This window comes from Roseovarius gaetbuli (assembly GCF_900172365.1).
Lineage (GTDB): Bacteria > Pseudomonadota > Alphaproteobacteria > Rhodobacterales > Rhodobacteraceae > Roseovarius > Roseovarius gaetbuli.
In genome coordinates this window covers 1-24,281 of record NZ_FWFJ01000035.1, presented here as the reverse complement: position 1 = coordinate 24,281, position 24,281 = coordinate 1, and the positions used below count along the sequence as shown (strand labels likewise).

General features: G+C 60.3%; 24 protein-coding genes. 11 read left to right on the top strand and 13 right to left on the bottom strand.

The window, feature by feature from the left end; translation table 11 throughout:
• Window positions 1-49: 49 nt before the first annotated feature.
• On the bottom strand, window positions 50-889 hold the full coding sequence (locus ROG8370_RS14800) for a universal stress protein (RefSeq protein ID WP_085827967.1): 840 nt from the start codon (window positions 887-889) through the stop codon (window positions 50-52).
• A gap of 207 nt (window positions 890-1,096) precedes the next feature.
• Here ROG8370_RS14800 and ccoN point away from each other — a divergent pair, with 207 nt between their 5' ends.
• From ccoN to ccoP, 4 genes are read left to right on the top strand one after another with little or no spacing between them, the layout of a single operon-like run.
• The gene (gene ccoN / locus ROG8370_RS14795) at window positions 1,097-2,701 is read left to right on the top strand and encodes a cytochrome-c oxidase, cbb3-type subunit I (protein WP_085827951.1); all 1,605 of its coding nucleotides are present in this window, start codon (window positions 1,097-1,099) and stop codon (window positions 2,699-2,701) included.
• 14 nt (window positions 2,702-2,715) lie between these two features.
• A complete protein-coding gene (gene ccoO, locus ROG8370_RS14790; RefSeq protein WP_085827950.1) occupies window positions 2,716-3,441 on the top strand; it encodes a cytochrome-c oxidase, cbb3-type subunit II in 726 nt (241 codons plus the stop codon).
• Window positions 3,442-3,456: 15 nt separating this feature from the next.
• Window positions 3,457-3,654 (top strand): cbb3-type cytochrome c oxidase subunit 3, encoded by a 198-nt coding sequence (locus ROG8370_RS14785; RefSeq protein ID WP_085827949.1) that lies wholly within the window; start codon window positions 3,457-3,459, stop codon window positions 3,652-3,654.
• A 5-nt stretch (window positions 3,655-3,659) separates the two neighbouring features.
• Window positions 3,660-4,520 carry a cytochrome-c oxidase, cbb3-type subunit III gene (gene ccoP, locus ROG8370_RS14780; protein ID WP_085827948.1) on the top strand — a complete coding sequence of 287 codons (861 nt, stop codon included), beginning with the start codon at window positions 3,660-3,662 and terminating at the stop codon, window positions 4,518-4,520.
• 249 nt (window positions 4,521-4,769) lie between these two features.
• Here the strand turns inward: ccoP and ROG8370_RS20630 are convergent, their stop codons facing one another.
• Window positions 4,770-4,937, bottom strand: coding sequence for a hypothetical protein (locus ROG8370_RS20630; RefSeq protein ID WP_170865073.1), 168 nt, complete (start codon window positions 4,935-4,937; stop codon window positions 4,770-4,772).
• A gap of 99 nt (window positions 4,938-5,036) precedes the next feature.
• Between ROG8370_RS20630 and ROG8370_RS14775 the strand changes: the two genes are divergently transcribed.
• From ROG8370_RS14775 to ccoS, 5 genes are all read left to right on the top strand, one after another.
• The gene (locus tag ROG8370_RS14775) at window positions 5,037-5,924 is read left to right on the top strand and encodes a LysR family transcriptional regulator (RefSeq protein ID WP_085827947.1); all 888 of its coding nucleotides are present in this window, start codon (window positions 5,037-5,039) and stop codon (window positions 5,922-5,924) included.
• 96 nt (window positions 5,925-6,020) lie between these two features.
• A complete protein-coding gene (ccoG, locus tag ROG8370_RS14770) occupies window positions 6,021-7,457 on the top strand; it encodes a cytochrome c oxidase accessory protein CcoG (RefSeq protein ID WP_085827946.1) in 1,437 nt (478 codons plus the stop codon).
• Entirely contained in the window at window positions 7,457-7,912 is a 456-nt protein-coding gene (locus ROG8370_RS14765) for a FixH family protein (RefSeq protein ID WP_170925259.1), read from the top strand. The genes ccoG and ROG8370_RS14765 overlap by 1 nt, the downstream gene beginning before the upstream one ends.
• A 6-nt stretch (window positions 7,913-7,918) precedes the next feature.
• A complete protein-coding gene (locus tag ROG8370_RS14760; protein WP_085827944.1) occupies window positions 7,919-10,102 on the top strand; it encodes a heavy metal translocating P-type ATPase in 2,184 nt (727 codons plus the stop codon).
• A gap of 5 nt (window positions 10,103-10,107) precedes the next feature.
• Window positions 10,108-10,266, top strand: coding sequence for a cbb3-type cytochrome oxidase assembly protein CcoS (gene ccoS / locus ROG8370_RS14755; protein WP_085827943.1), 159 nt, complete (start codon window positions 10,108-10,110; stop codon window positions 10,264-10,266).
• Window positions 10,267-10,396: 130 nt separating this feature from the next.
• Here ccoS and ROG8370_RS14750 read toward each other — a convergent pair whose 3' ends face one another.
• The 7 genes from ROG8370_RS14750 to ROG8370_RS14720 form a co-directional block, all read right to left on the bottom strand.
• Window positions 10,397-11,866 carry a D-alanyl-D-alanine carboxypeptidase family protein gene (locus ROG8370_RS14750; protein WP_085827942.1) on the bottom strand — a complete coding sequence of 490 codons (1,470 nt, stop codon included), beginning with the start codon at window positions 11,864-11,866 and terminating at the stop codon, window positions 10,397-10,399.
• A gap of 263 nt (window positions 11,867-12,129) precedes the next feature.
• Entirely contained in the window at window positions 12,130-13,122 is a 993-nt protein-coding gene (locus tag ROG8370_RS14745; RefSeq protein WP_245827413.1) for an ABC transporter substrate-binding protein, read from the bottom strand.
• 29 nt (window positions 13,123-13,151) lie between these two features.
• On the bottom strand, window positions 13,152-13,997 hold the full coding sequence (locus ROG8370_RS14740) for an ABC transporter permease (RefSeq protein WP_085827965.1): 846 nt from the start codon (window positions 13,995-13,997) through the stop codon (window positions 13,152-13,154).
• On the bottom strand, window positions 13,997-14,872 hold the full coding sequence (locus ROG8370_RS14735; RefSeq protein ID WP_085827941.1) for an ABC transporter permease: 876 nt from the start codon (window positions 14,870-14,872) through the stop codon (window positions 13,997-13,999). Before ROG8370_RS14735 ends, ROG8370_RS14740 begins: the two co-directional genes overlap by 1 nt.
• Before the next feature lie 198 nt (window positions 14,873-15,070).
• Window positions 15,071-15,856, bottom strand: a complete 786-nt coding sequence (locus ROG8370_RS14730; protein ID WP_085827940.1) for an ABC transporter ATP-binding protein — start codon at window positions 15,854-15,856, stop codon at window positions 15,071-15,073.
• Window positions 15,857-15,949: 93 nt separating this feature from the next.
• The gene (gene hydA / locus ROG8370_RS14725; RefSeq protein ID WP_085827939.1) at window positions 15,950-17,410 is read right to left on the bottom strand and encodes a dihydropyrimidinase; all 1,461 of its coding nucleotides are present in this window, start codon (window positions 17,408-17,410) and stop codon (window positions 15,950-15,952) included.
• Window positions 17,411-17,506: 96 nt separating this feature from the next.
• Window positions 17,507-18,757 carry a Zn-dependent hydrolase gene (locus ROG8370_RS14720; protein WP_085827938.1) on the bottom strand — a complete coding sequence of 417 codons (1,251 nt, stop codon included), beginning with the start codon at window positions 18,755-18,757 and terminating at the stop codon, window positions 17,507-17,509.
• 135 nt (window positions 18,758-18,892) lie between these two features.
• Between ROG8370_RS14720 and ROG8370_RS14715 the strand changes: the two genes are divergently transcribed.
• A complete protein-coding gene (locus ROG8370_RS14715) occupies window positions 18,893-19,540 on the top strand; it encodes a TetR/AcrR family transcriptional regulator (protein ID WP_085827937.1) in 648 nt (215 codons plus the stop codon).
• A gap of 23 nt (window positions 19,541-19,563) precedes the next feature.
• Window positions 19,564-20,196 (top strand): TetR family transcriptional regulator C-terminal domain-containing protein, encoded by a 633-nt coding sequence (locus tag ROG8370_RS14710; protein WP_085827936.1) that lies wholly within the window; start codon window positions 19,564-19,566, stop codon window positions 20,194-20,196.
• Here the strand turns inward: ROG8370_RS14710 and ROG8370_RS20625 are convergent.
• The 4 genes from ROG8370_RS20625 to ROG8370_RS14690 all read right to left on the bottom strand — a co-directional run bounded on the left by ROG8370_RS20625 (window position 20,193) and on the right by ROG8370_RS14690 (window position 24,035).
• Window positions 20,193-20,435, bottom strand: coding sequence for a hypothetical protein (locus ROG8370_RS20625; protein ID WP_170925258.1), 243 nt, complete (start codon window positions 20,433-20,435; stop codon window positions 20,193-20,195). The two genes, ROG8370_RS14710 and ROG8370_RS20625, sit on opposite strands and share 4 nt — an antisense overlap.
• An 87-nt stretch (window positions 20,436-20,522) precedes the next feature.
• Complete coding sequence (gene preA, locus ROG8370_RS14700) at window positions 20,523-21,827, bottom strand: NAD-dependent dihydropyrimidine dehydrogenase subunit PreA (protein WP_085827934.1); 1,305 nt, start codon at window positions 21,825-21,827, stop codon at window positions 20,523-20,525.
• A gap of 33 nt (window positions 21,828-21,860) precedes the next feature.
• Window positions 21,861-22,688, bottom strand: coding sequence for a class I SAM-dependent methyltransferase (locus ROG8370_RS14695; protein ID WP_085827933.1), 828 nt, complete (start codon window positions 22,686-22,688; stop codon window positions 21,861-21,863).
• 24 nt (window positions 22,689-22,712) lie between these two features.
• Window positions 22,713-24,035, bottom strand: a complete 1,323-nt coding sequence (locus ROG8370_RS14690) for an NAD(P)-dependent oxidoreductase (RefSeq protein WP_085827964.1) — start codon at window positions 24,033-24,035, stop codon at window positions 22,713-22,715.
• Between the last annotated feature and the right edge of the window lie 246 nt (window positions 24,036-24,281).

Genomic DNA, 24,281 nt, shown 5'->3' with positions numbered 1-24,281 from the left:
GGGGCGATGCGGGCGGCGGCGGGTCACCGGACCGCCACCCGAACCGGATTTAGTGTGACATGAGAACCGGAACTTTACTTTGTTCCAGCATATAGCGTGTGGCGCCACCAAAGATGGCCTCACGGAACCGCGAATGACCATAGGCGCCCATCACGACCATATCGGCATTCATGTCGCCTGCGTGACGCAAGAGCACATCCGACACCCGAGGCAGGGTCTTGGACAGAACATCAACCTCGACGGTGACACCATGGCGGGCCAGATATTGCGACAACAGACCACCGGGATCAGAGCGGTTCGGCCCATGGGTTGGCGGGTCGATGATCACCACATGCACCACATCCGCCCCGGTCAGCAGCGGCAGCGCGGCGCGAACCGCGCCAAGGGCCTCGCTGCTTTCGTTCCAGGCGACAAGGATGCGTTTGGGGCGTGTCACCGGCGTGCTGCCCGCAGGAGCCACAAGAACCGGGGTGGCGCCATCAAACAGAGCGGCCTCGGTCACGGGTTCAAGTTCCGCGCCGCGGCCTTCGCCATAAGGCTGGGGCAGAACCACAAGATCGGAGAACCGCGCGCGCATCGCCACGTGCCGCCCCAGATCGGCAAGCTGCGCCACGCCGCCTTCACAACTCCAGCGCAGGGCGGTGGTGCCCAGAACGTTGCGCACCTTGGCCTCGATCGCCTCGGCCTCTTCCTGGGCGCGGGCGATGGTTTCCTGAAGCACAATGGCGCTGGCGCCGGCGTAGTAGTAACCGGCCTGGCTGCGATCCACGCCAAGACAGAGCACATCAAGATGTGCGTCGTGAACTTCGGCCGTGGCAATCGCATGGGCCATGGTTTCTTCCACCAGGGCTTCATCCGTCAGAACCGAAAACAGGGTGTTATAGGTCATTTTTGCATTCCTTTGCTCGGGGTCGCGCATCAATTGAGCATATGCATCATGCGCAGGTGTCCGCTTTGATGCTAATCAATCAAAGGAATGAATGGGTTTGACACAGATCAAGGTATCGCGACTGCTATGCTCGCATTACGGCATCAGTCTAAACGCGCCCGCGCGGGACAGTTCGAATCGCGCGGAATAAGGACGAAGGGACGCATTATGACGAACTATATCAAGCTGATCGTGCTTGGCCTGATCACGCTTTTTGCGCTGATCGCGGCCAATTATGCGCGCGATCTGGCCTATTTGGTCAACGCGCTGACAATCGCGCTTGTGGCCGGGGGCCTATTTCTATGGACGCTGCGCCATACCGATGAACCGACCAGGGATGTTGACCTGTCGGGGGAATACTTCGACGGGGTCATCCGCGCCGGGGTAATAGCCACCGCCCTCTGGGGGGTTGTCGGTTTTCTGGCGGGCACATTTATTGCCTTTCAGCTGGCCTTTCCGGGGCTTAATTTTGAATGGGCTCAAGGATTTGCCAATTTCGGACGCTTGCGCCCGCTGCACACCAGCGCGGTGATTTTCGCCTTTGGCGGCAACGCTTTGATCGCGACCTCATTTTATGTCGTCCAGCGCACAAGCGCGGCGCGGCTCTGGGGCGGCAATCTGGCGTGGTTCGTGTTCTGGGGCTATCAGCTTGTGATCGTGCTGGCCGCGACCGGATACCTTCTGGGCGCCACGCAATCCAAGGAATACGCCGAGCCGGAATGGTACGTCGATCTGTGGCTGACAGTTGTCTGGCTGGCCTATCTGGCGGTTTTCCTCGGCACCATCGTCAAGCGCAAAGAGCCGCATATCTATGTGGCCAACTGGTTCTATTTGTCGTTCATCATCACGGTGGCGATGCTTCATGTGGTGAACAACCTTAGCATTCCGGTGTCGATCTTCGGGTCGAAATCGGTGCAGGTGTTCAGCGGCGTGCAGGATGCCATGGTACAGTGGTGGTACGGCCATAACGCGGTGGGCTTCTTCCTGACCGCGGGTTTCCTTGGAATGATGTACTATTTCGTGCCGAAACAGGCCGAACGCCCGGTGTACAGCTATAAACTGTCGATCATCCACTTCTGGGCGCTGATCTTCATCTATATCTGGGCCGGTCCGCACCACTTGCATTACACGGCTCTGCCCGATTGGGCGGCGACGCTTGGCATGGTGTTCTCGATCATTCTCTGGATGCCCTCATGGGGCGGGATGATCAACGGTCTGATGACGCTTTCGGGGGCCTGGGACAAGCTGCGCACCGATCCGGTGATCCGGATGATGGTGATCTCGATCGGGTTCTACGGCATGTCGACCTTTGAAGGGCCGATGATGTCGATCCGCGCGGTCAACTCGCTCAGCCATTACACCGACTGGACCATCGGGCACGTGCATTCCGGTGCGCTTGGCTGGAACGGGATGATCACCTTTGGCGCGCTCTACTTCCTTGTGCCCAAGCTCTGGAACCGTGAGCGGCTTTATTCGCTCAGCCTTGTCAGCTGGCACTTCTGGCTCGCGACGATTGGCATCATTCTCTACGCCGCCTCGATGTGGGTGACCGGGATTATGGAAGGCCTGATGTGGCGCGAAGTCGATGCCAACGGTTTCCTCGTGAACTCGTTTGCCGACACTGTGGCGGCCAAGCTGCCGATGTATGTGGTGCGCGGTCTGGGTGGGGTCATGTTCCTCTCTGGTGCGATTGTCATGTGCTATAACCTCTGGATGACTGTGAAACGTTCGCCGGCCGTTGAGGCCACGAACTCCACAGTTCCGGCTGAATAAGGAGGGCCGGAAAGATGGGAATTCTTGATAAACACGCAGTCCTGGAAAAGAACGTCACGCTTTTGGCGGTCTTTGCCTTCCTCGTGGTCACCATCGGGGGGATCGTTCAGATCGCCCCGCTGTTCTGGCTTGAAAACACCATCGAGGATGTCGAGGGCATGCGCCCCTATTCCCCGCTGGAACTGACCGGGCGCGACATCTATCTGCGCGAAGGCTGTTATGTCTGTCATAGCCAGATGATCCGCCCGATGCGCGACGAGGTCGAACGCTATGGCCACTATAGCCTTGCGGCGGAATCCAAATACGACCACCCGTTCCAGTGGGGCTCCAAACGTACCGGACCGGATCTGGCCCGTGTTGGCGGCCGCTATTCGGATGAATGGCATGTCGATCACCTGCGCAGCCCGCAATCGGTTGTGCCGGAATCGGTGATGCCCAAGTATGGCTTTCTTGAAAACCGCATGATCGAGCCCGAGCATATCGAAGAGCTTTTGGCGACGCATGCGCTTGTCGGGGTGCCGTATTCCGACGAGATGATCGAAAATGCCAAGGCCGATTTCAAGGTTCAGGTTGATCCCTTCGGTGATACCGACGGCTTGCTGGCGCGCTATCCCAATGCGCAGGTCCGTAACTTTGACGGGCAGGCCGGGATTTCCGAGGCTGACGCGCTGATCGCTTATCTGCAAATGCTGGGCACGCTGGTTGATTTTTCGACCTTCACGCCTGACGCAAGCCGCTAAGGGAGGGGTGACACAATGGAAACCTATTCCCTGCTGCGTGAATTTGCCGATAGCTGGATGTTGCTGCTGTTGTTCGCGTTCTTTGTTGGCATGGTGGTCTGGGTGTTTCGCCCAGGCTCTTCCAAGGCCTATGACGATCCGGCTGGCATTCCCTTTCGGCATGATGACAAACCCGCGGCCGCGCGCCGCGAGGCTGACGCCAAGGAGGCGTGAGAGACATGGCAAAAAAACCCAACAAGAAACCCGAGGTCGAGACCACCGGCCATCAATGGGATGGTATCGAGGAATATAACAATCCCCTGCCGCGCTGGTGGCTGTGGACGTTCTATGCCTGTATCGTCTGGGGGCTTTGGTATGTGATCGCCTATCCGGCCTGGCCGATGATCGAAGGCGCGACGGCTGGCTACAAGGGCTGGTCGACGCGGGCCAATGTCGCGGTGGAGCTGGCCGAGGCCGAGGCCGCCAACGCCGAGATCAACGCCAAGCTGGCCTCGGCCGAGCTTGAGGCGATCTCGCAGACGCCCGAATTGCAGGCCTATGCCACATCGGCAGGGGCGGCGGTGTTCAAAACCTGGTGCGCCCAGTGCCACGGGTCCGGCGCGGCGGGGGCCAAAGGCTATCCCAACCTCTTGGACAACGACTGGCTTTGGGGTGGAACAATCGACGATATCCACACCACGATTGCCCATGGTATCCGCAACGAGGTCGACGACGATGCGCGTTTTTCCCAGATGCCCGCCTTTGGCGAGATTCTGGAAACCCCGCAAATTGATCAGGTCGCCAACTACGTGATGTCGCTGTCCGGCACGCCGCAGGACGCAAGCCTTGTGGCCGACGGTCAGACGGTCTTCATGGAGAACTGTGCCGCTTGTCACGGCGAGCAGGCGCAGGGCGATATCTTTCAGGGCGCGCCCAACCTCGCGGATGCGATCTGGCTTTATGGCGGTGACTTTGCGACGATCAAGGAAACCGTCACCAATAGCCGCTATGGCGTGATGCCGCCGTGGAACACCCGCCTCTCCGAGGCCGAAGTGCGCGCGGTTGCGGTCTACGTCCATCAGTTGGGCGGCGGCGAGTAAGCCCGCAAAAGAATACCCCGGGCGACCTGTTTGCGCAGGTGGCCCGGGGTCGGCATCGGTCATTCCGTCCTGTTCGCGCGTTTCCTGGAACGGCCGGTGCCATTCAACCGCCAAAAGATCAGGTGCTGTCAATCCTCGGGTCCCAATGCGGGGCCTTTTTTGTGCGCTCTGCGCGAGGCCGCCTGTAAGGGCGGATGAGCGGCCCACCGCCCACCGCGCCATGGCCCGCGGCTGGCCCCTGCGCGCCGCTCAGTCACGACGGCGGGCATGAAGATGCGCCTCGATCTCTGCGCCCGAGCGGGCATCAAAGCGTTCCGCGGGCGGCCAATGGGCGCGCCCCGCATGGTGGTGGCGCGCCTCGCTGTGATTGCCAAGGCGGGTGGCATTCCTGAAAGTATTTGCGAAGATATTGAACATTTCCTTGTCCTTCCTGATCGTGCTTCTATGTGTCCAATATGGAAAAACCGACCATTTCACGCGAGTCTGGAAAAATTCAGATATGTAAGGTGGCCTAACATGACTGATTGGCTTTCCCTGCCGCCTCTGACGGCGCTACGCGCTTTTTCGGCCCTAGCCGAGACCGGTGCGACGGTGGCGGCGGGCGCGCGCCTCAACGTTAGCCACGCGGCGATAAGCCAGCAGGTCAAACAGCTTGAAACCCACCTTGGCGTCGCCCTTGTCGACCGCTCGGGGCGCCAGCTTGTGCTGACCACCGAAGGGCAGCAGTTGGCCGATGCGCTTCATCTTGGGTTCGGCACGATTGGGCGCGCCATCGAGGCGCTGACTGGCGCGGATGCGGATCGCCCCTTGCAGGTTTCGACAACGCCGGGCTTTGCCGCGCAATGGCTGATGCCCTGCCTGAGCGCGTTTCGACAGGCACACCCACAGATCGACATCATGATCGACCCCACGCCTAACATGGTCACGCTTGAACCGGGCGGCATTGATGTCGCCCTGCGTTATGGCACCGGTGATTGGCCGGGGCTTGAGGCCGAATTGCTGTTTCGCTCCTCGCTGGTGGCGGTTGCCGCCCCAAGCCTTGTCGAAGGGATGCAAATCACCTGTCCCGCCGACCTTGTGCACCTGCCGTGGCTTCAGGAATTCGGCACCAATGAATCGAGCGACTGGCTGCGTCGGCGCGGGGTAAGCGAAGCGCGCGCGGCGGGGCTTGTTCAGGTGCCGGGCAATCTTTTGCTGGACGGGTTGCGCAATGGTCAGGGCGTGGCCGTGACGGTGCGCGAATGGGTGAAACAGGATATCGCCGCAGGGCGCTTGGTGCTTTTGTTCGAGGAACCGGACGACGCCGGATATTATATCGTGACCCGACCGGGGGTCATGCGCGCCTCGGCCAAAGCCTTTGCAACATGGTTGAAAAAACAGGCGAAACTGATGCAGAGTTGTTAATAGGTCAGTTCTAGATTCAGAATTTGACACAGGTCAATGTTACCACGAGTCTGTCCTGCGAAAAGACGGGCGAAACCCTTATAACGGAGTGAGTCCGTGGCCGATTCCCAGCCCGATGCCCCCCAGCCCCTTTATGCGGCCCACGAGCCCATTTTCCCGCGCAAGGTTTATGGCAAGTTCCGCAATCTGAAGTGGGCGATCATGATCGTCACGCTTGGCATTTACTATGTCACGCCCTGGATCCGCTGGGATCGCGGGCCAAGCCTGCCGGATCAGGCGGTGCTGATTGATCTTGCAAGTCGGCGGTTCTTTTTCTTCTGGATCGAGATCTGGCCGCATGAGTTCTACTTTATCGCCGGTCTGCTCGTCATGGCGGGCTTGGGCCTCTTCCTGTTCACCTCGGCACTTGGCCGGGTGTGGTGCGGCTATGCCTGCCCGCAGACCGTCTGGACCGACCTTTTCATTCTGGTCGAACGCTGGATTGAGGGCGATCGCAACGCCCGCCTGCGTCTGCATCGCCAAAAGAAACTGGATGTCCGCAAGGTTCGCCTCAGGCTGACCAAATGGATCAGTTGGCTTTTGATCGGCCTCGCCACCGGCGGGGCCTGGGTGTTTTATTTCACCGATGCGCCGACGCTTCTGGTTGATCTGGTCACGCTCAACGCCCATCCGGTCGCTTATACGACCATCGCCACCCTGACCGGCACGACGTTTTTCTTCGGCGGGTTCGCCCGCGAACAGATCTGTATCTATGCCTGCCCCTGGCCGCGTATTCAGGCCGCGATGCTTGATGAAGACAGCCTTGTCGTCGGCTATCGCGACTGGCGTGGCGAACCGCGCAAGCATTCCCAAGAGGCTGAGGATGGCGCGCCGCAGGGCGATTGCATTGATTGCATGGCCTGCGTGAACGTCTGCCCGGTGGGCATTGATATCCGCGACGGGCAGCAGCTTGAGTGCATCACCTGCGCGCTGTGCATTGATGCCTGTGACGATATCATGGCCAAGATCGGCAAGCCGCGTGGTTTGATTGATTACATGGCGCTGACCGATGAGGAGAACGAACGCGCCGGTAAGCCGCCCAAGCCGATCCTCAAGCATATCCTGCGCCCGCGCACGATCATGTACACGGCGCTTTGGGCGCTTGTGGGCTTTGGTCTGATGTTCGCGCTGTTCATTCGCTCGGATATCGACATGACGGTGGCCCCGGTGCGCAATCCGACCTATGTGATGTTGTCAGACGGTGCGATCCGCAACACCTATGAGGTGCGTCTGCGCAACAAACATGGCGAGGACCGGCGCTTTAATCTGACGGTCAGCGGCGATCCGGCAATCCGCCTGTCGCTTGAGGGCACGCCTTATTCGTCGATCACTGTGCCTGCGGATTCGATGCGTCTTCAGCGGGTTTACCTTGTGGCCGCGCCGGGATCGGATGCCGCACAGGTCGAGCGCAGCGACGTGCGCCTGTGGATCGAGGACACGCTGAACGGCGATCGCGCCTATAAGGACACCGTGTTTAACGGAAGGGATAACTGATGGCTGAACGCAAGATAACCGGGCGGCACGTCTTCTTTGGTTTTGCCGCCGCATTCGGGGTGATTATCGGGGTCAATCTGGTGCTGGCCTATTCGGCCGTCACCACCTTTCCGGGGCTTGAGGTCAAGAATTCCTATGTCGCAAGTCAGGAGTTCAATGTGCGCAAGGCCGCGCAAGAGGGGCTTGGCTGGCATATCGAGGCGGATCATGCCGATGGCACGCTGCTGCTGCATATCACCGATGATGCCGGCAAGCCGGTCGAGGTCGCGAGCCTTGAGGCCACCGTGGGGCGCGCGACGCATATCTTTGACGATCAAACCCCCGATTTTCACTTTGATGGGCAGGCCTATACCGCGCCTGTCGACCTTGGTGATGGCAATTGGAATATCCGGATGAAAGCCACCTCTGAGGATGGCACGCTCTTTCAACAGCGCGTCATTTTGCACAAGGAATAGCCCGCGATGACCGCCACCATGCGTCCTTCGCCTTCGGCCTGTCCGGCCTGTGCCGCCGCCCCGGCGGCCGAGGCCTTGGCCGAGCGGGCGTTAAAGCCGACACAGATTGCGCTGTCGTTGCCGACGATTCATTGCTCTGCCTGCATTTCCAAGATCGAACGCGGGCTGAACGCGCATCCCGGTGTGCGCTCGGCACGGGTGAACCTGACGCTTAAGCGCGCCAGCATTGATGCGGCCCCCGAGGTCAGCGCCGAGGAATTGCGCGCCCTCGTCGAGGGGCTTGGTTTTGAGGCGCACGAGCTTGACGGTGCATCGCTTGGAGCGACGGCAACCGACCGCGCCGGGCGTGATCTTTTGATGCGGCTGGCGGTGGCGGGCTTTGCCAGCATGAATGTGATGCTCTTGTCGGTCTCGGTCTGGTCGGGGGCGGAGGACGCCACGCGCGACATGTTCCACTGGATTTCGGCGGCGATCACCCTTCCGGCGATTGCGTTTTCGGGCCAGCCATTTTTCCGCAACGCCTGGGCGGCCCTGTCCAAGGGGCGGCTTAATATGGATGTGCCGATCACGCTGGCGATTGTGCTGGCGATTTTCACATCGCTCTGGGAAACGGTCCTGTCGGGCGAACATGCCTATTTCGACGCCGCACTTGCTCTGACGTTTTTCCTTTTGGCGGGGCGCTATCTTGATCACCGCACCCGCGCGATTGCCCGCTCTGCCGCCGAAGAACTTACCGCGCTTGAGGTGCCACGCGCCACGCGTCTGCGCGACGGGGTCGAGGAACAGGTGAACATTGCCGAGCTTCGGGTTGGTGATCTGATTCTGGTGCGCCCCGGCGGGCGGATGCCGGTGGATGGCGAGATCGTAAATGGCACCTCTGAACTTGACCGCTCTTTGCTGACCGGTGAAACCCTGCCTGTGTTCGCAGGCGAGGGGCAGGTGGTCTCGGCGGGCGAGGTCAACCTGACCGGGCCGCTGACCATTCGCGCGACGGCGGTGGGGGCGGATACATCGCTTCACCGGATGGCCGATCTTGTGGCGATCGCTGAATCGGGGCGCTCGCGCTATACCTCTTTGGCGGATAAGGCGGCCAAGCTTTATGCGCCGGGGGTGCATATCCTGTCGGCCCTCAGCTTTGTCGGCTGGTATCTTTACACGTGGGACATGCGCACGGCGCTTAACATTGCCGCTGCCGTTTTGATCATCACCTGCCCCTGTGCGCTTGGGCTTGCGGTGCCTGCGGTGACAACGGCGGCCTCGGGGCGGCTGTTTCGGCGCGGTATGCTGATCAAGCACGAAACTGCGCTTGAGCGCTTGGCGCAGGTCGACACCGTGGTGTTTGACAAGACCGGCACGCTAACCACTGGGACGCCGCAGTTGACCAATCTGGCGGGGCTGCCGCGCGCGGCGGTGGAATGCGCGCTTGCGCTTGCTGAGGGCTCTTCGCACCCGTTGGCGCGGGCGATCACAGCGGCGGCGCGGGACGCCGGCTTTGCCGCTTCTGAGCTGAGCGACGTGACCGAGGTGCCGGGTTATGGCACCCGCGCGCTGCTGAACGGGCAAGAGGTACGGCTTGGCCGCGCAAGCTGGACCGGGGCCGCGCCTCTGGCCGAAACCGCCAGTTTCCTCAAGATCGGGGATCAGGCGCCGGTGGCTTTTGTCTTTGCCGACAACCTGCGCCCCGGTGCCGCCGAGGCGGTCGAGGCGCTCAAATCCAGCGGCAAGACCGTGATCCTGATGTCGGGCGACACCACCCCGGCGGTCGAGGCCCAGGCCACGCGCCTTGGCATTCCGCAATGGATGGCCGAGGCTCTGCCTGCTGATAAATCCGCTCGAATTCAGGCGCTGAGCAGTGAAGGCGCGCATGTTCTGATGGTCGGCGACGGGCTTAACGATACGGCGGCTCTGGCGGCGGCGCATGTGTCGATCTCGCCCGCCACCGCGCTTGATGCGGCGCGGGTCGCCAGCGATATCGTTCTTTTGGGCAATGACCTTGCGCCGATTGCAACGGCTTGCGAGACGGCGCAATCGGCCACGCGGCGCATCCGCGAAAACTTTCGGATCGCCACGATTTACAATGTGATCGCGGTGCCCCTGGCGGTGGCTGGCCTCGCCACACCGCTGATCGCGGCGCTTGCCATGTCGCTGAGCTCGATCACGGTTTCGCTCAACGCCTTGAGACTGAGGTAAGGCCGATGAACATCCTGACCTATCTCATTCCGATTTCTCTGGTGCTTGGGGGTGTCGGGCTTGTCGCTTTTATCTACACGGTGAGATCGAACCAATATGACGATCCCGAAGGCGACAGCCGCCGCATTCTCTCGGATGAATGGGATGATCATCCCAAGCCCTGACGCGATCGGCTTGTCGCGCTCTTGCGTGCGCGACACACCACCGGACTTGCATCAAAGCTCAATAGGCGTTTCTTCTTGCTGAAAATATCCCGGGGGCTTTGGGGGCAGCGCCCCCAATCCGACCCTAACCTCAGCCCGGCCCGATCATGAAGCAGGTGATCTTTTTCGCCTGCAACCGGCGACAGGCCAGATCGGCGCTTTCGCGGGTCAGGCCCATGAAATTCGCATCAAACCCGGTAGGGCGCTTGACGACCTTGCGAAGCGAGCCGTCCAGCGTGCTCATTTCATTCAGGGCTGTCTTCAACAGGATTTGGCGCGCCTTATACTGGCTCGGATAGCGGCCCACGTTGATCCCCCAATGGCGCCCGCCAGAGGTTGAGACACGCATCACCACCTCTTGAATCGGATCGCCAGAGGGCGCGCTTGCCAGCACGATATTCTCGGGGCGCGGTTCGGGGCGAACCTTCGGGGTGACTGCGGCGGTGAGCGTTGGCGTGGTGGCGACGCTTCCTGCGGGGATCACCTCGGCCTCGGCAACCTGCTGTGCGACCACAAGCGCGCGTTCTATATCTTCCTTGACGGCCAAGAGCACCGGCGCCTCGGGGGCCGGGCGCGACTTGGGCCGAAGGCTTTTGCGTACGGCGGCGGCACCGGCAAGGCGCACGGTCTTGGCGGCCAATGCGGGGCGATCCTGACCTTTGGCGATCATCACCGTTGCGCCGCTTCCGATCTTGCCCTTGTAGGGCGGACGTGCGGGGCGGTTCACCGCGACTCGGCTTGGCGCTTTGCGAAAGCCGAGGTCCAGAAGTTCGGCAACCTTGGCATTGCGCGAGGCCGTGGATTGACCGCCAAAGACGGTCGCAATGATCCGTTCGCCGCCGCGCTCGGCACTGGCCACAAGGTTAAACCCCGCCGCGCGGGTATAGCCGGTCTTGATGCCATCGGCGCCGCGATAGTTTTCGAGCATGCGGCGGTTGGTGTGCCGGACCGAGCGCACGCCGGCATCTGCGGTGATGCGCGAAAACAGGTTGTAATACTGCGGATAGTCGTAAAACAGGCTGCGCCCCAGAAGGGTCATGTCGTGGGCGGTCGACAAATGCCCGCTTTCGGTCAGGCCATGCGCATTCTTGAAGGTGGTGCGGGTCATGCCAAGCGCCTTGGCGGTGCGATTCATCCTGCGGGCAAACTGTGCCTCTGATCCCTCGATCGCCTCGCCAAGGGCGGTGGCGGCATCATTGGCCGACTTGACCGCCGCGGCGCGCACAAGGTAGCGAAGTGCAATTGTCTGACCGGCGCGCAGGCCAAGTTTGCTGGGCGGCTCGCTTGCGGCATGGGCTGAAATGCGGACCTTGTCGTCAAGACTGATCTCACCATTCTGGACGGCCTCGAACACGATATAAAGCGTCATCATCTTGGTGAGCGAGGCAGGATGAAGCCGGACATCGGCATTGCGTGCATGCAGCACCTTACCGCTGCGCGCATCTATCACCATCGCCGCATAGGGCGCCGCCATGGCGCTTAGCGGCACAACGACCAGCATCCAAATGCTTGCCAACACCAACAGACCCCAACGGACCGGCTGTTTGCCCCGTGCTTTCATAGAACTGCTCTTTTTCTGCCTCGCGCCGCCGATTATTCGACTGGCATTTATTTATGCCTTTGAGGATAACACAGCTGTCATTTCTTTTAAAGTATTCATTTATAATAGGTTTTTCGAAGTTTTGCAGGCGCCTTCTGCAATATGTTGTGGTCAACGCGGGCCCATCCCCAAGATGATCGTAGCGCGGGCGGCTACCCTCACGCCAATCGAAAAAAGGCCCGGGTCGTGAAGCCCGGGCCAATCTGTCTGATTTTTCGCCTGTCCTATTTCAGCGCGGCGTCGGAAATGACATGCGTCCAGGCCGCGTCGCCGGGGTGTGTGCTGATCACCGGATCAGAGCCGCCGGACAAAAGTGATTGCACCGTGCGTTCAAAATCCGCCGGATCAAGCGCGCCGTTGCTGCCTGAGGTCAGCTTGGCCACTTCACCCATCATGCGAATCTGATGGCTTTCAGTCTGTGCCCCGGTGGCGTCGTTATCCAGTACGATCATCGCCGCCTCTTCCGGGTTTTCCTCGGCCCATTTCCAGCCCTTCATCGAGGCCCGCACAAAGCGCGTAAGCTTGTCGACCTCGGCGGGATCGTTCAGCTTGTCCTCAAGCACGTAAAGCCCGTCTTCCAGCGTGGCGACGCCCTGATCCTCGTATTTGAAGGTGATAAGCTGATCGGCGCTGATTCCGGCATCAATCACCTGCCAGTATTCATTGTAGGTCATGGTCGAAATGCAATCGGCCTGTTTCTGCAACAGTGGATCAACGTTGAAGCCCTGCTTGAGAACGGTCACACCATCCGCGCCGCCGGTGGTCGGAATGCCAAGCTGGCTCATCCAGGACAGGAACGGGAATTCATTGCCAAAGAACCAGACCCCAAGGGTGCGCCCCGGAAAATCCGTCGGCCCGGTCACGCCACTTTCCTTGAGACAGGTCAGCATCATGCCCGAAGATTTGAACGGCTGGGCGATATTGACCAGCGGCAGGCCCTTTTCACGCGCCGACAGGGCGGCTGGCATCCATTCTACGGTGACATCGGCACCACCGCCGGCAATCACCTGGGTCGGGGCGATATCCGGGCCGCCCGGCTTGATCGTGACATTCAGGTCTTCGTCACCGTAAAACCCCTTGTCCTGCGCCACGTAATAGCCCGCGAACTGGGCCTGTGTGACCCACTTGAGCTGTAGCGTCAGATCATCCGCCGCCTGCGCCATGCCCGCAACGCTGGTCAGCGCTGCAAGACCCAGGCCTGTCAAAAACGTCTTCATCGGTCGTCTCCCTTTTTTAAGTGTCAGCCTTATGTCCGGCCTCTTTGTGAGGGGTGCCAAAAGGTCACCGCCTTTTCGATAAGCGCCATAGCGCCGTAAAATCCCGAGCCGACAATCGCCGCGACGACGATTTCCGCCCACACCAGATCAAGCGCAAGCTGGCCCACCGAGGTGGAAATGCGAAAGCCCATGCCCTTGATGGGCGAGCCAAAGAACTCTGCCACGATCGCGCCGATCAAGGCCAGCGTGGTTGCAATCTTCAGCCCATTAAAGATGAACGGCATCGCGGCCGGCAGGCGCAGCTTCAGGAGGGTTTTCCAATAGCCCGCCGCATAGGTCCGCATCAGGTCGCGTTGCATGGCATCTGTGTCCTGAAGGCCCTGTACGGTGTTCACCAGCATCGGGAAAAACACCATGACCACCACGACGGCGGCCTTGGATTGCCAGTCAAAGCCGAACCACATCACAAGGATCGGCGCCATGCCGATGATCGGCAAGGCGGCGACGAAATTGCCAACCGGCAACAACCCACGTTGCAGAAAGGGAAAGCGGTCAATCGCAACCGCGATCAAAAACGCCGCGCCACAGCCGATGACATAGCCCGACAGCGCGCCCTTAAGGGCGGTCTGCACGAAATCCTGCCACAGGATATCGGTGGATTTGGCAAAGGTCGCCGCAATCGCCGTGGGCGGCGGAAGAAGGATCGGCGAGATATCAAGCCCGCGCACAAGGCTTTCCCAGATCACGACCAGCGTCAGGCCAAAGATCACCGGCACCAGCAAGGAGGTGAGGCGTGTTTTCGGGCGGTGCGACAGGCGGGAATTGATCCACCAGCCTGCCGCCCAGACAACGGCTCCGAACACAAGCCAACCCATCATGACATCCCCATACGCTTTAGGGTGATACGCTGAACAAGCCCAATGATCCCCACCAGCGCCGCGGCCAGAGTGGCGGCCATGATCAACGCGCTCCAGATCTGGATGGTCTGGCCATAATAGCTCCCGGCCAGCAGACGCGCGCCAAGCCCGGCGACCGCACCGGTGGGCAATTCGCCGACAATGGCGCCCACAAGGCTCGCGGCCATGCCGATCTTGAGCGAGGTAAAGAGATAGGGCATCGAGGAGGGCAGGCGCAGCCGCCAGAATGTCTGGGCCGGGCTCGCATTCCAGGTGCGCATCTGATCAACCTGCATGGCGCCCGGGCTGCGCAACCCCTTGACCATGCCAACGACCACAGGAAAAAACGACAGATACATCGAGATCATCGCCTTGGGCAAAAGCCCCGAAATGCCGACCGCATTCAGCACCACGATGATCATCGGTGCAATTGCCAGAATGGGAATGGTCTGGCTGGCAATGACCCAGGGCATCACACTCATATCCATGGTGCGATTATAGACAATCCCGATCGCAAGCGAGACGCCAAGCGCGGTGCCAAGCACGAAGCCGAGTGCTGTTGCACTAAAGGTGATCCAGCTGTGATAAAACAGGGAGCGCTTTGAAAACCCACGCCCCGCCAGAACCATCGCGCCGGTTGTCTTCCAGATTTCAGCCGCCACTTGATGCGGCGCAGGCAGCTTTGGCTTGTCTTGTGACCAGGTCTCTGCCACCAGCGCGCTAAATCCAAGCTCTTGCCCCGCGCGTGCCGCCTGATCCCGCGCCCAAGGCGCGTTAAGGGCTATCGCCGCGCTGTACCAGAGCACAAACAACGTCGCGACTACCGTGAGAATAGGCACAAGATTTCGCATCATGTCGCCCCTGCTTTCACTGTTCCAAAAATACTCAAATCCCACGGGCGGGATCGAGCGAATTTTTTGAGTATTTTAAGAACGATGAAAGGATTTTGGGGTTTTGTATAAAAGCGGAACAGGCTGGAGAGCCGATGGCCGTGAACGGTGAAAGCCCCTCTCCCCGTCATACGGGAGGGGGCACTTGCCAAGAGAGTTCCTTTATACCGCATCGCCATGCCCTGCTCTCAGACCCTCGCGCACGCGATGCGCAACCTCGAGGAATTCAGGCGTGTCGCGGATGTCCAACGGGCGATCGCGCGGCAGCGGGCTTTCGATGACATCGGTGATCCGGCCGGGGCGCGGTGACATGACCACGATTTTGGTGGACAGATAGACCGCCTCGGGGATCGAGTGGGTGACAAAGCAGATGGTCTTGCTGGTCCGTTTCCACAGCTCCAAAAGCTGTTCGTTGAGGTGGTCACGCACGATTTCATCCAGCGCGCCAAAGGGTTCGTCCATCAACAAAAGATCGGCGTCAAACGCGAGGGCGCGGGCGATGCTGGCGCGCTGCTGCATGCCACCCGACAGTTGCCACGGGAATTTCTTTTCAAACCCTGCCAGATCAACCAGTTCAAGAACGCGCTGCACCCGCGTGTCCTGATCGGCCTTGGCATAGCCCATGATCTCGAGCGGCAGGCGGATGTTGCCGCCAATCGTGCGCCAGGGATAAAGCCCCGCCGCCTGAAACACATAGCCATAGGCGCGCGCCTTGCGGGCGTCTTCGGGGCTGATGCCATTCACGGTGATTTGCCCGTCTGTGGGGTGTTCGAGATCGGCCATCACCCGCAGAAAGGTGGTTTTGCCACAGCCCGAGGGACCGATGAAACTTACGAAATCGCCTTTCTGCACCTCAAGGTTTACATCCTTGAGCGCATGCACCGGCCCGTCATTTGTCTGGAACGTCAGCGACAAATCCCTTGCGCTGATCACCGTGTCACTGGTCAAACTTCATCCCCCGCTTGCCCGTCTCTACTGCGCCGTGCTGCCTTGTCTTTGTCAAGCCATCCTCCGCCCAAGGCGGCAGGGGAGGCGTCATTTTTAGATACCTGCCGGAATGTTCAGCGGGTCGCGCTGGATCATCTTGGGGGCGGTCAGCGCCTTCCATTTGCTGAGCGCCTCGTGCGCCGATGGAAAGGCCGGGCGGGGCACGAACCGGCCGCGACCCGGTTGCGGCTGCGAGTTTTGACCCCAGGCCCAGATCACCTCGCCACGGCTCAGGGTATAGCGGCTTTGCGCCTTGACCTCGAAGCCCTCGAACACATTGTAATCAAGGATAGAGTGGTGGTTCGAGGCGCTAATCGTTTTGGTGATTTTCGGGTCCCAGATCACGATATCGGCATCGGCCCCTTCGACGATCGCGCCCTTTTTCGGGTATATATTCAATATCTTGGCCACATTCGTGCTGGTCGCCGCGACGAATTCATTAGGGGTCAGGCGGCCGGTTTCCACGCCTTGGGTCCAGAGCATGGCAAGGCGTTCCTCCACCCCGTTTGACCCATTGGGGATGATGCGGAAATCATCGCGTCCGGCACGTTTCTGCGCGGTGGAAAAGGCGGCGTGATCGGTCGCCACGACCTGTAAAGACCCCGATTGCAGCCCGGCCCAGAGGCTATCCTGATGCGCCTTGTTGCGGAACGGCGGCGACATCACACGGCGCGCGGCATGGTCCCAATCCTTGTTGAAATACTCGCTCTCATCCAGCGTCAGAAACTGAATCAACGGCTCGCCGTAGACCCGCATCCCCTTTTGCCGCGCGCGCCGGATTGCTTCATGCGCCTGCTCACAGCTGACATGCACGATGTACAAAGGCACCCCCGCCGCATCGGCAATACAGATCGCGCGATTGGCGGCCTCGCCCTCAAATTCTGGCGGGCGCGAGTACGCGTGCCCCTCTGGCCCGGTGATGCCCTGATCGAAATATTTCTGCTGCATCTCGGCGACAAGATCACCATTCTCGGCATGCACCATCGGCAGCGCACCAAGTTCCGCACAGCGCTTGAAGCTGGCGAACATCTCATCGTCCTCGATCATCAAGGCGCCTTTGTAGGCCATGAAATGCTTGAACGAATTCACGCCCATCTTGACCGCATCTTCCATTTCGGAAAACACGTTCTCATTCCAGCCGGTGATCGCCATGTGATAGCCGATATCGCTGCAAATCTGCGGCGCGCTCTTGCGGTGCCATTCATTGATCGCGTTCTTGATCGAGCCGTCGGCGCCGGGCAGGCAGAAATCCACCAGCATCGTGGTGCCACCACAAGCCGCGGCCCATGTGCCGGTCTCGAACGTCTCGGCGGCAGTGGTGCCCATAAAGGGCATTTCCAGATGGGTATGCGGATCAATCCCGCCGGGGATGACATAGGCGCCCTCGGCGTCGATATACTCATCGCCCTTGAGGTCTTCGCCGATCTGCTTGATCGTTTCGCCTTCGATCAGAACATCGGCCTTCCACGTGCGATCCGCCGTGCAGACAGTGCCGTTCTTGATGACTTTGGTCATGTCATGTCTCCGTTTGTCATAGATCGTCTTTGCGTTTCTTCTTGCTGGAAATATCCCGGGGGAGTCGCGCTTGCGCGACGGGGGCAGCGCCCCCGATTATTCCACCACCTCCGCAGTCTCCAACGCCGCATGCATCAGAACATCGGTTCCCGCAGCCGCCCATTCCCGCGAAATCTCTTCCGCCTCGTTGTGCGACAACCCGTCCACACAGGGGCACATCACCATAGCCGTCGGCGCCACCCGGTTGATCCAGCAGGCGTCGTGGCCGGCGCCCGAGATCAGATCGCGGTGGGAATAGCCCAGCCGTTCGGCGGCGCCCCGCACGGCCGCAACACAGCCCTCGTCAAAGGTCACCGGATCAAATCCGCCGACCTTTTCAAAGGCGATGCTAAGGCCCATCTGGCCACAGATATCGGATGCCCCCATGCGCAGCATTTTTTCCATCTCCTCGATCACCGCCTTGTCGGGCGAACGGAAATCGACGGTAAACACCGCCTTGCCGGGGATCACGTTGCGCGAGTTGGGGAAGATGTCGATATGCCCTGCCGCGCCCACCGCATCGGGGGCGTGGGACAGGGCGATCTGTTCGACAAGTTCCAGCACCCGCGCCATGCCAAGCCCGGCGTTCTTGCGCATTGGCATCGGGGTTGATCCGGTATGGCTGGCATTGCCTTCGATCGTGACCTGGGTCCAGCTAAGGCCCTGGCCATGGGTGACCACGCCGATGTCCTTGCCTTCGGCCTCAAGAATGGGGCCCTGTTCGATATGCAGTTCGAAGAACGCGTGCATCTTGCGTGCGCCCACGGGTTCGTCTCCGCGCCAGCCGATCCGGTCAAGCTCGTCGCCAAAGCGGGTGCCTTCGGCATCGGTGCGGTCCTCGGCCCAGTCCTGGGCGTGGACCCCGGCAAAAACCCCCGAGGCAAGCATCGCCGGGGCAAAGCGCGTGCCCTCTTCGTTGGTCCAGTTGGTCACGACGATGGGGTGTTTGGTCTTGATGCCAAGGTCATTCATCGTGCGGATGATCTCAAGCCCCCCAAGCACGCCAAGCACGCCGTCGTATTTGCCGCCCGTCGGTTGGGTGTCGAGGTGGGAACCGACATAAACCGGGAGTGCGTCCTTGTCGGTTCCCTCTCGCCGGGCAAACATGTTGCCCATGCTGTCCAGCCCCATGGCAAGGCCCGCATCCTCGCACCAGGACTGGAATAGCTTGCGCCCTTCGCCGTCTTCATCGGTCAGCGTCTGGCGGTTGTTGCCGCCCGCCACGCCGGGGCCGATCTTGGCCATCTCCATCAGGCTATCCCAAAGGCGATCTGGGTTGATCTTGAGGTTCTCGCCGGGGGCTGCCATCTGAAATCTCCTGGGTGTCGGGTCATGCGGGCCGATGAGCGGCCTCTTGCAATCGAGCGGTTCCTGACCGTATGGTCAAGAAAAGAGCATCATAGGTTGACCAACTGGTCAAGAAATTTCTGAAAGCGATCTGCGATGACTGCGTCTTCCCGCCCGCTGAGCCGCAAGGATATCCGTCGAGAGAATGAAAGGCTTATTCTTGAGGCCGCCGAGAAAGTCTTTGCAGAGGCCGGGTTTGGCGGGGCCACGATGCAGTTGATCGCCGATATGGCCGGGTTGCCCAAGGCCAACCTTCATTATTACTTCCCCACCAAGGAATCGCTTTATCGGCAGGTGGTGCAGGCGATTTTTCTCGATTGGCTCAAGGCGGCGGATGTCTTTGACGCTGCCCCCGGCCCGGTTGAGGGCTTGGGCGCATATATTGATGCCAAGATGGAAATCAGCCGCCGTCATCCGGCGGGTTCAAAGGTTTGGGCGTCCGAGGTCATGCATCGTGCGCCGGTCATTCAGGACTATCTTGAAACGACCCTGGTGGAGTGGACCGAGGGGCGTATGGATGTGATCCGCCGCTGGATCGCCGAGGGTAAAATGGACGCGGTCGATCCGCGCCATCTTTTGTACATGCTCTGGGCGACGACTCAGCATTATGCCGATTTCGGCCATCAGATCGAGACCCTGAATGGGGGGCGCCCTCTGTCCGACGTGCAATGGGCGGCGGCCAAGGAAACGGTCAAGGGCATTATCCTCAAGGGGATCGGCGCCCAGCCTTCCCCCGGCGCGTGAAATGGCCCATGCTAGGCAGGACCATGCCGGAGAAACCGATGAACACCGCCAGCCCGACCCGAAAGCCAAGCCGCATCCAAAAGCGCAATCGCAAGCTTATTCTCGATGCTGCGCTGGAGGTGTTCTCGACGCATGGGTATCGCGGGGCGACGCTGGATCAGATCGCAACCTGTGCGGGGCTGAGCAAGCCCAATATCCTCTATTATTTCACTGGCAAGGAAGAGATCCATATCACGCTTTTGAACGGGCTGATGGATACCTGGCTGGCCCCCATGCGAGAGATTGACCCTGAGGGTGACCCACTTGAGGAAATCCTGCGCTATGTGCATCGAAAGCTTGAGATGAGCCGAGAGTTTCCCCGAGAAAGCCGCCTGTTTGCCAACGAGATCATTCAGGGCGCGCCGCGCATCGGGCCGCATCTTGAGGCGGGACTGAAACCGCTGGTGGATGAAACTTCAACCCTGTTCGAGGGCTGGATGGCGGCGGGTAAGCTGGCGCAGATGGATGCGCGGCATCTGATATTTTCGATTTGGGCCACGACGCAGCATTATGCCGATTTCGCCGCACAGGTGCGAGTTTTGATGGGAGAGGCAGATGTAGAGGGCGGGGCGCGCGCGCATCTTGATATGATGTTTCGCCGTTTGCTGAGGCCTTAAGCTTGGATTAACCTCGAATCGGCAGGATACCGGGCATGAACATGATGACCCGCCATGCCCCGAATGAGCCCTGGATCGCTCAATTGTTTTCCGCCAAATCGGCGCGAAAGGGCGCTGTGGTGCGACGGTCCCTCGCGTGGGTTGATCGCGAGGTTGGCCGAGACCGCTTTATGCAAGAGGTCAAGTGTCGCGGCTTTCATCTGATTCAGACGGCGGATCAGTTTGTCGTGGTCTGCCATTCTGGCCCCATCCGTATCCTGTTTTAGGACCAAGAAAATTCGCCGAATTTTCTTGGATTGAGATTTTTCGACGAAAAATCTTGGGTCTCACTCTGCGGCACAGGCGCCCGGATTGTTGGGGTGGGTTGTCCAGTTGGTGTAGTCCTCTTGTACTACCTTGCCGGTACGCGGATCAATCTCGCCCGCTGGCATTTGTTCCATCGTTATGCACCCCTCAACCGGGCAGACATTGACGCAAAGGTTGCAGGCTACGCATTCGTCGTCCTTGACCTCGAACACGCGATCTTCGGACATTGAAATTGCCTGATGCGAGGTATCTTCACAGGCCGCATAGCACCGCCCGCATTTGATACAGTCCTGTTGGTTGATCTTGGCCTTGGCCACGTAGTTGAGGTTCAGATCCTGCCAGTTCACCACATTCGGCACGGCCCGCCCGATCAGTTGCTCGGTCGACGTAAACCCCTTTTCGTCCATATATTGCGACAGGCCTGACATCATCTCCTGCACCACCTTGAAGCCATAGGTCATGGCCGCCGTGCAGACCTGAACGTTGCCCGCCCCAAGCGCCATGAATTCGGCCGCGTCGCGCCAGGTGGTTACCCCGCCGATGCCACTGATCGGCAGGCCTGCCGTTGCCGGATCACGGGCGATTTCCGCCACCATGTTGAGCGCGATTGGTTTCACCGCCGGCCCGCAATATCCGCCATGCGCGCCTTGCCCGTCGATCGTGGGTTCCGGCGCAAACAGGTCCAGATCGACCGACGTGATCGAGTTGATCGTGTTGATCAGACTTACCGCATCGGCGCCGCCCTTTTTGGCGGCCTGCGCGGGTTTGCGGATGTCGGTGATGTTCGGCGTCAGCTTGACGATCACCGGCAGGTCACTGTGTTTCTTGCACCAATGGGCCACCTGGCCGACGTATTCGGGCACCTGGCCCACGGCACTTCCCATGCCGCGTTCGCTCATCCCGTGCGGACAACCAAAATTGAGCTCGACCCCGTCACAGCCGGTATCCTCGACCCGGTGCAGGATGTCTTTCCAGGCGTCCTCATTGACCGGGACCATCAGCGACGCAATGAGGGCGCGGTCGGGCCAGTCGCGCTTGACCCGCTTCATTTCCTCAAGGTTCACTTCAAGCGGGCGATCGGTGATCAGCTCAATATTATTGAGCCCCAAAAGACGACGATCCGCGCCGTAGATTGCGCCGTACCGCGGGCCGTTGACGTTGACCACCGGCGGCCCGGCCTCGCCCAGGGTTTTCCAGACGACCCCGCCCCAGCCGGCCTCGAACGCGCGGTGGACGTTGTATTCCTTGTCCGTTGGCGGCGCCGAGGCAAGCCAGAACGGGTTGGGGGATTTGATGCCGATAAAGGTGGTTTCGAGATTGGCCATTGGGCTGTTTCCTTTCCCTGTTGGGGTTGCCGCTTAGCCGGGCAAGCGAAAGATCATTTCGACGGGTGCGATGTCACCGGCACCTATGGATTTGACCATATTCCGGATTTTCAATTGCGCGTCCTCGCCCATCAGCAGGCCAAGCCCGACAGGGGGCGGGCTTGCCCCCTGCAGGCTGGCCGAGAGGCGGTCAAAGAAATCGCGGGCAAATGCGACGCGCTCGCGTTGCGCCACCAAGGTGAGGCCGACCTTGTCTGCGGCCGCAAGATAGGTTTCCGGTGCATCCAGAAACGATGTGTCGGCGGAGCTTGCCCAGGGCACGGGAAACTCCGGATGTGCGCCTCCGAGCTGCATCACATCATAGACAGCAAAGGTGCCGCCGGGTCGCAGGATGCGCGCCACCTCGGAAAAGAGTTTCGGCTTGTCGGGCAGGTTCATGCCCACATGGATCAAGGTCGCAACATCAAAGTTCCGGTCGTCAAACGGCATGTCCAGAGCGCTGCCGACCACAAATTCAGGGCTCAGCCCGACCAGTGTTGTCAATCTGCGCGCGGTTTCCACATATTCGGGGGTCAGGTCCAGCCCGGTTACGGCCGCGCCATGGCTGTGGGCCATATGCCGCGCCGGACCGCCGATGCCAGAGCCGATATCGAGAACGCGGCTTTGCGGGCCGATATCGATCTGCGCCATCAGATCCCGTGTCGCCTCGATCCCGCCGATATGGAACTCATCCACCGCCTTCAGATCCTCGGGCGTCAGACTTTCCTCTGATTTACCAAGCTCTGCCAAGCCGGTGATGATCCGTTCATAAAGCCCGCGCTTGCCATAGTGCCGGGCGATATCTGTTTCTGTAAGGCTCATTCCGATGCCCTCGCCAATTGTGGTTTATCCGAGCAGTGTAGCATGAATATCCATCGCCGCATCGCGCCCCTGGGCCACCGCCGTCACGGTAAGGTCATCACCGCCCGTGGCACAATCACCCCCCGCCCAGACCCCCGGCGCGCTTGTGCGCCCGGCGCCGGTCACGGCGATCTTGCGACCTTCAAGATCGGGCAGGTCGCCACATTCAAGGGACTGACCGATGGCCTTGAAGACCTGATCGGCGGCAAGGCGAAAGGTCTGGCCGGTCGCGGTCAGCGCGTCATCGGTATATTCAAATTCAATCTCGCGGACCGCGCCGTTGCCATGCACGGCAATCGGGCTGGCATTGGTGATGATGCGCACGCCCTTGGAGGCGGCAAGATCCTGTTCGAAGCGGCTGGCATTCATCCGCTCGCGGCCCCGGCGATAGACAAGGGTGACGTTCAGCGCGCCCAACAGACGGGCCTGTACGGCAGCATCCACCGCCGTCATGCCGCCGCCGATCACCACCACGTCGCGCCCGATGGGCAGGGTGGCAAGATCACTGACCTGTCGCAGCTCGGCTATGAAATCGACCGCGTCGCGCATGCCCACCCTGTCTTCGCCCTCAAGCCCAAGCGCGTTCACGCCACCAAGACCTATGCCAAGAAACACGGCATCATGCGCGTCGCGCAGATCACTCAGCAATAGTTCGCGACCCAGCCGTTTGCCGGTCTGCAAAGTGATGCCGCCGATCTGAAGAAGCCAGTCGACCTCTCTCGCGGCAAAATCGTCGGTGCTTTTATAGGCGGCGATGCCAAATTCGTTCAGGCCACCGGGTTTGTCGCGGCTGTCATAGAGGGTCACGTCATGGCCATGCATCGCCAGACGGTGCGCGCAGGCAAGACCGGCGGGACCGGCGCCGACAACCGCAACCGATTTGCCGGTGGGCGCGGCGCGCACGAACGGATGCGTGCCATGCGCCATCAGGGTGTCGGTGGCATAGCGCTGAAGGCGTCCGATCAGAACGGGCTTGCCTTCGGCGGCCTCTCGCACACAGGCCTGTTCGCACAGGGTCTCGGTCGGGCAGACACGGGCGCACATGCCGCCAAGGATGTTCTGGTCGAGGATGGTTCGTGCCGCGGCCTCGGGCGTGCCGGTGGCGATCTGGCGGATGAAAAGCGGGATGTCGATATCGGTGGGGCAGGCGGTGATGCAGGGCGCATCGTGGCAGAAATAACAGCGGTCCGCCGCGACAAGGGCTTCGTGATCATCAAGCACGGGGTGCAGGTCGGCGAAGTTATCGGCAAGCTCTGCGGGATCAAGGCGACCGGCACGGATGCCGGGGGTCAACGCTGTATCACTCATGGCGGTCTCCATGGATTGGATGGCTGAGTGCAGTATTCCACGATTTAAAATTTTATCAATTGGTAAAATTTATTCAGGCGGCAAAAATCGACCGGTGGCTGCTGAACGGCAGTTTTTTTAGTATCCACGCCGTGGAGCAAACCCTCCGACTTCCAGTCGGACCCGCTTCAGCGTGAAAGAATCGCTTTATGATCGTACCCTCAGAAAAATGAGCCGCAGCCGGGTCGGAGGCTCATTTTTCTGAGG

Coding starts and splice junctions, on each gene's coding strand:
- ROG8370_RS14800 (WP_085827967.1), bottom strand. CDS start 889: ATGACCTATAACACCCTGTTTTCGGTTCTGACGGATGAAGCCCTGGTG.
- ccoN (WP_085827951.1), top strand. CDS start 1,097: ATGACGAACTATATCAAGCTGATCGTGCTTGGCCTGATCACGCTTTTT.
- ccoO (WP_085827950.1), top strand. CDS start 2,716: ATGGGAATTCTTGATAAACACGCAGTCCTGGAAAAGAACGTCACGCTT.
- ROG8370_RS14785 (WP_085827949.1), top strand. CDS start 3,457: ATGGAAACCTATTCCCTGCTGCGTGAATTTGCCGATAGCTGGATGTTG.
- ccoP (WP_085827948.1), top strand. CDS start 3,660: ATGGCAAAAAAACCCAACAAGAAACCCGAGGTCGAGACCACCGGCCAT.
- ROG8370_RS20630 (WP_170865073.1), bottom strand. CDS start 4,937: ATGTTCAATATCTTCGCAAATACTTTCAGGAATGCCACCCGCCTTGGC.
- ROG8370_RS14775 (WP_085827947.1), top strand. CDS start 5,037: ATGACTGATTGGCTTTCCCTGCCGCCTCTGACGGCGCTACGCGCTTTT.
- ROG8370_RS14765 (WP_170925259.1), top strand. CDS start 7,457: ATGGCTGAACGCAAGATAACCGGGCGGCACGTCTTCTTTGGTTTTGCC.
- ROG8370_RS14760 (WP_085827944.1), top strand. CDS start 7,919: ATGACCGCCACCATGCGTCCTTCGCCTTCGGCCTGTCCGGCCTGTGCC.
- ccoS (WP_085827943.1), top strand. CDS start 10,108: ATGAACATCCTGACCTATCTCATTCCGATTTCTCTGGTGCTTGGGGGT.
- ROG8370_RS14750 (WP_085827942.1), bottom strand. CDS start 11,866: ATGAAAGCACGGGGCAAACAGCCGGTCCGTTGGGGTCTGTTGGTGTTG.
- ROG8370_RS14745 (WP_245827413.1), bottom strand. CDS start 13,122: ATGAAGACGTTTTTGACAGGCCTGGGTCTTGCAGCGCTGACCAGCGTT.
- ROG8370_RS14740 (WP_085827965.1), bottom strand. CDS start 13,997: ATGGGTTGGCTTGTGTTCGGAGCCGTTGTCTGGGCGGCAGGCTGGTGG.
- ROG8370_RS14735 (WP_085827941.1), bottom strand. CDS start 14,872: ATGATGCGAAATCTTGTGCCTATTCTCACGGTAGTCGCGACGTTGTTT.
- hydA (WP_085827939.1), bottom strand. CDS start 17,410: ATGACCAAAGTCATCAAGAACGGCACTGTCTGCACGGCGGATCGCACG.
- ROG8370_RS14720 (WP_085827938.1), bottom strand. CDS start 18,757: ATGGCAGCCCCCGGCGAGAACCTCAAGATCAACCCAGATCGCCTTTGG.
- ROG8370_RS14715 (WP_085827937.1), top strand. CDS start 18,893: ATGACTGCGTCTTCCCGCCCGCTGAGCCGCAAGGATATCCGTCGAGAG.
- ROG8370_RS14710 (WP_085827936.1), top strand. CDS start 19,564: ATGCCGGAGAAACCGATGAACACCGCCAGCCCGACCCGAAAGCCAAGC.
- ROG8370_RS20625 (WP_170925258.1), bottom strand. CDS start 20,435: ATGGCAGACCACGACAAACTGATCCGCCGTCTGAATCAGATGAAAGCC.
- preA (WP_085827934.1), bottom strand. CDS start 21,827: ATGGCCAATCTCGAAACCACCTTTATCGGCATCAAATCCCCCAACCCG.
- ROG8370_RS14695 (WP_085827933.1), bottom strand. CDS start 22,688: ATGAGCCTTACAGAAACAGATATCGCCCGGCACTATGGCAAGCGCGGG.
- ROG8370_RS14690 (WP_085827964.1), bottom strand. CDS start 24,035: ATGAGTGATACAGCGTTGACCCCCGGCATCCGTGCCGGTCGCCTTGAT.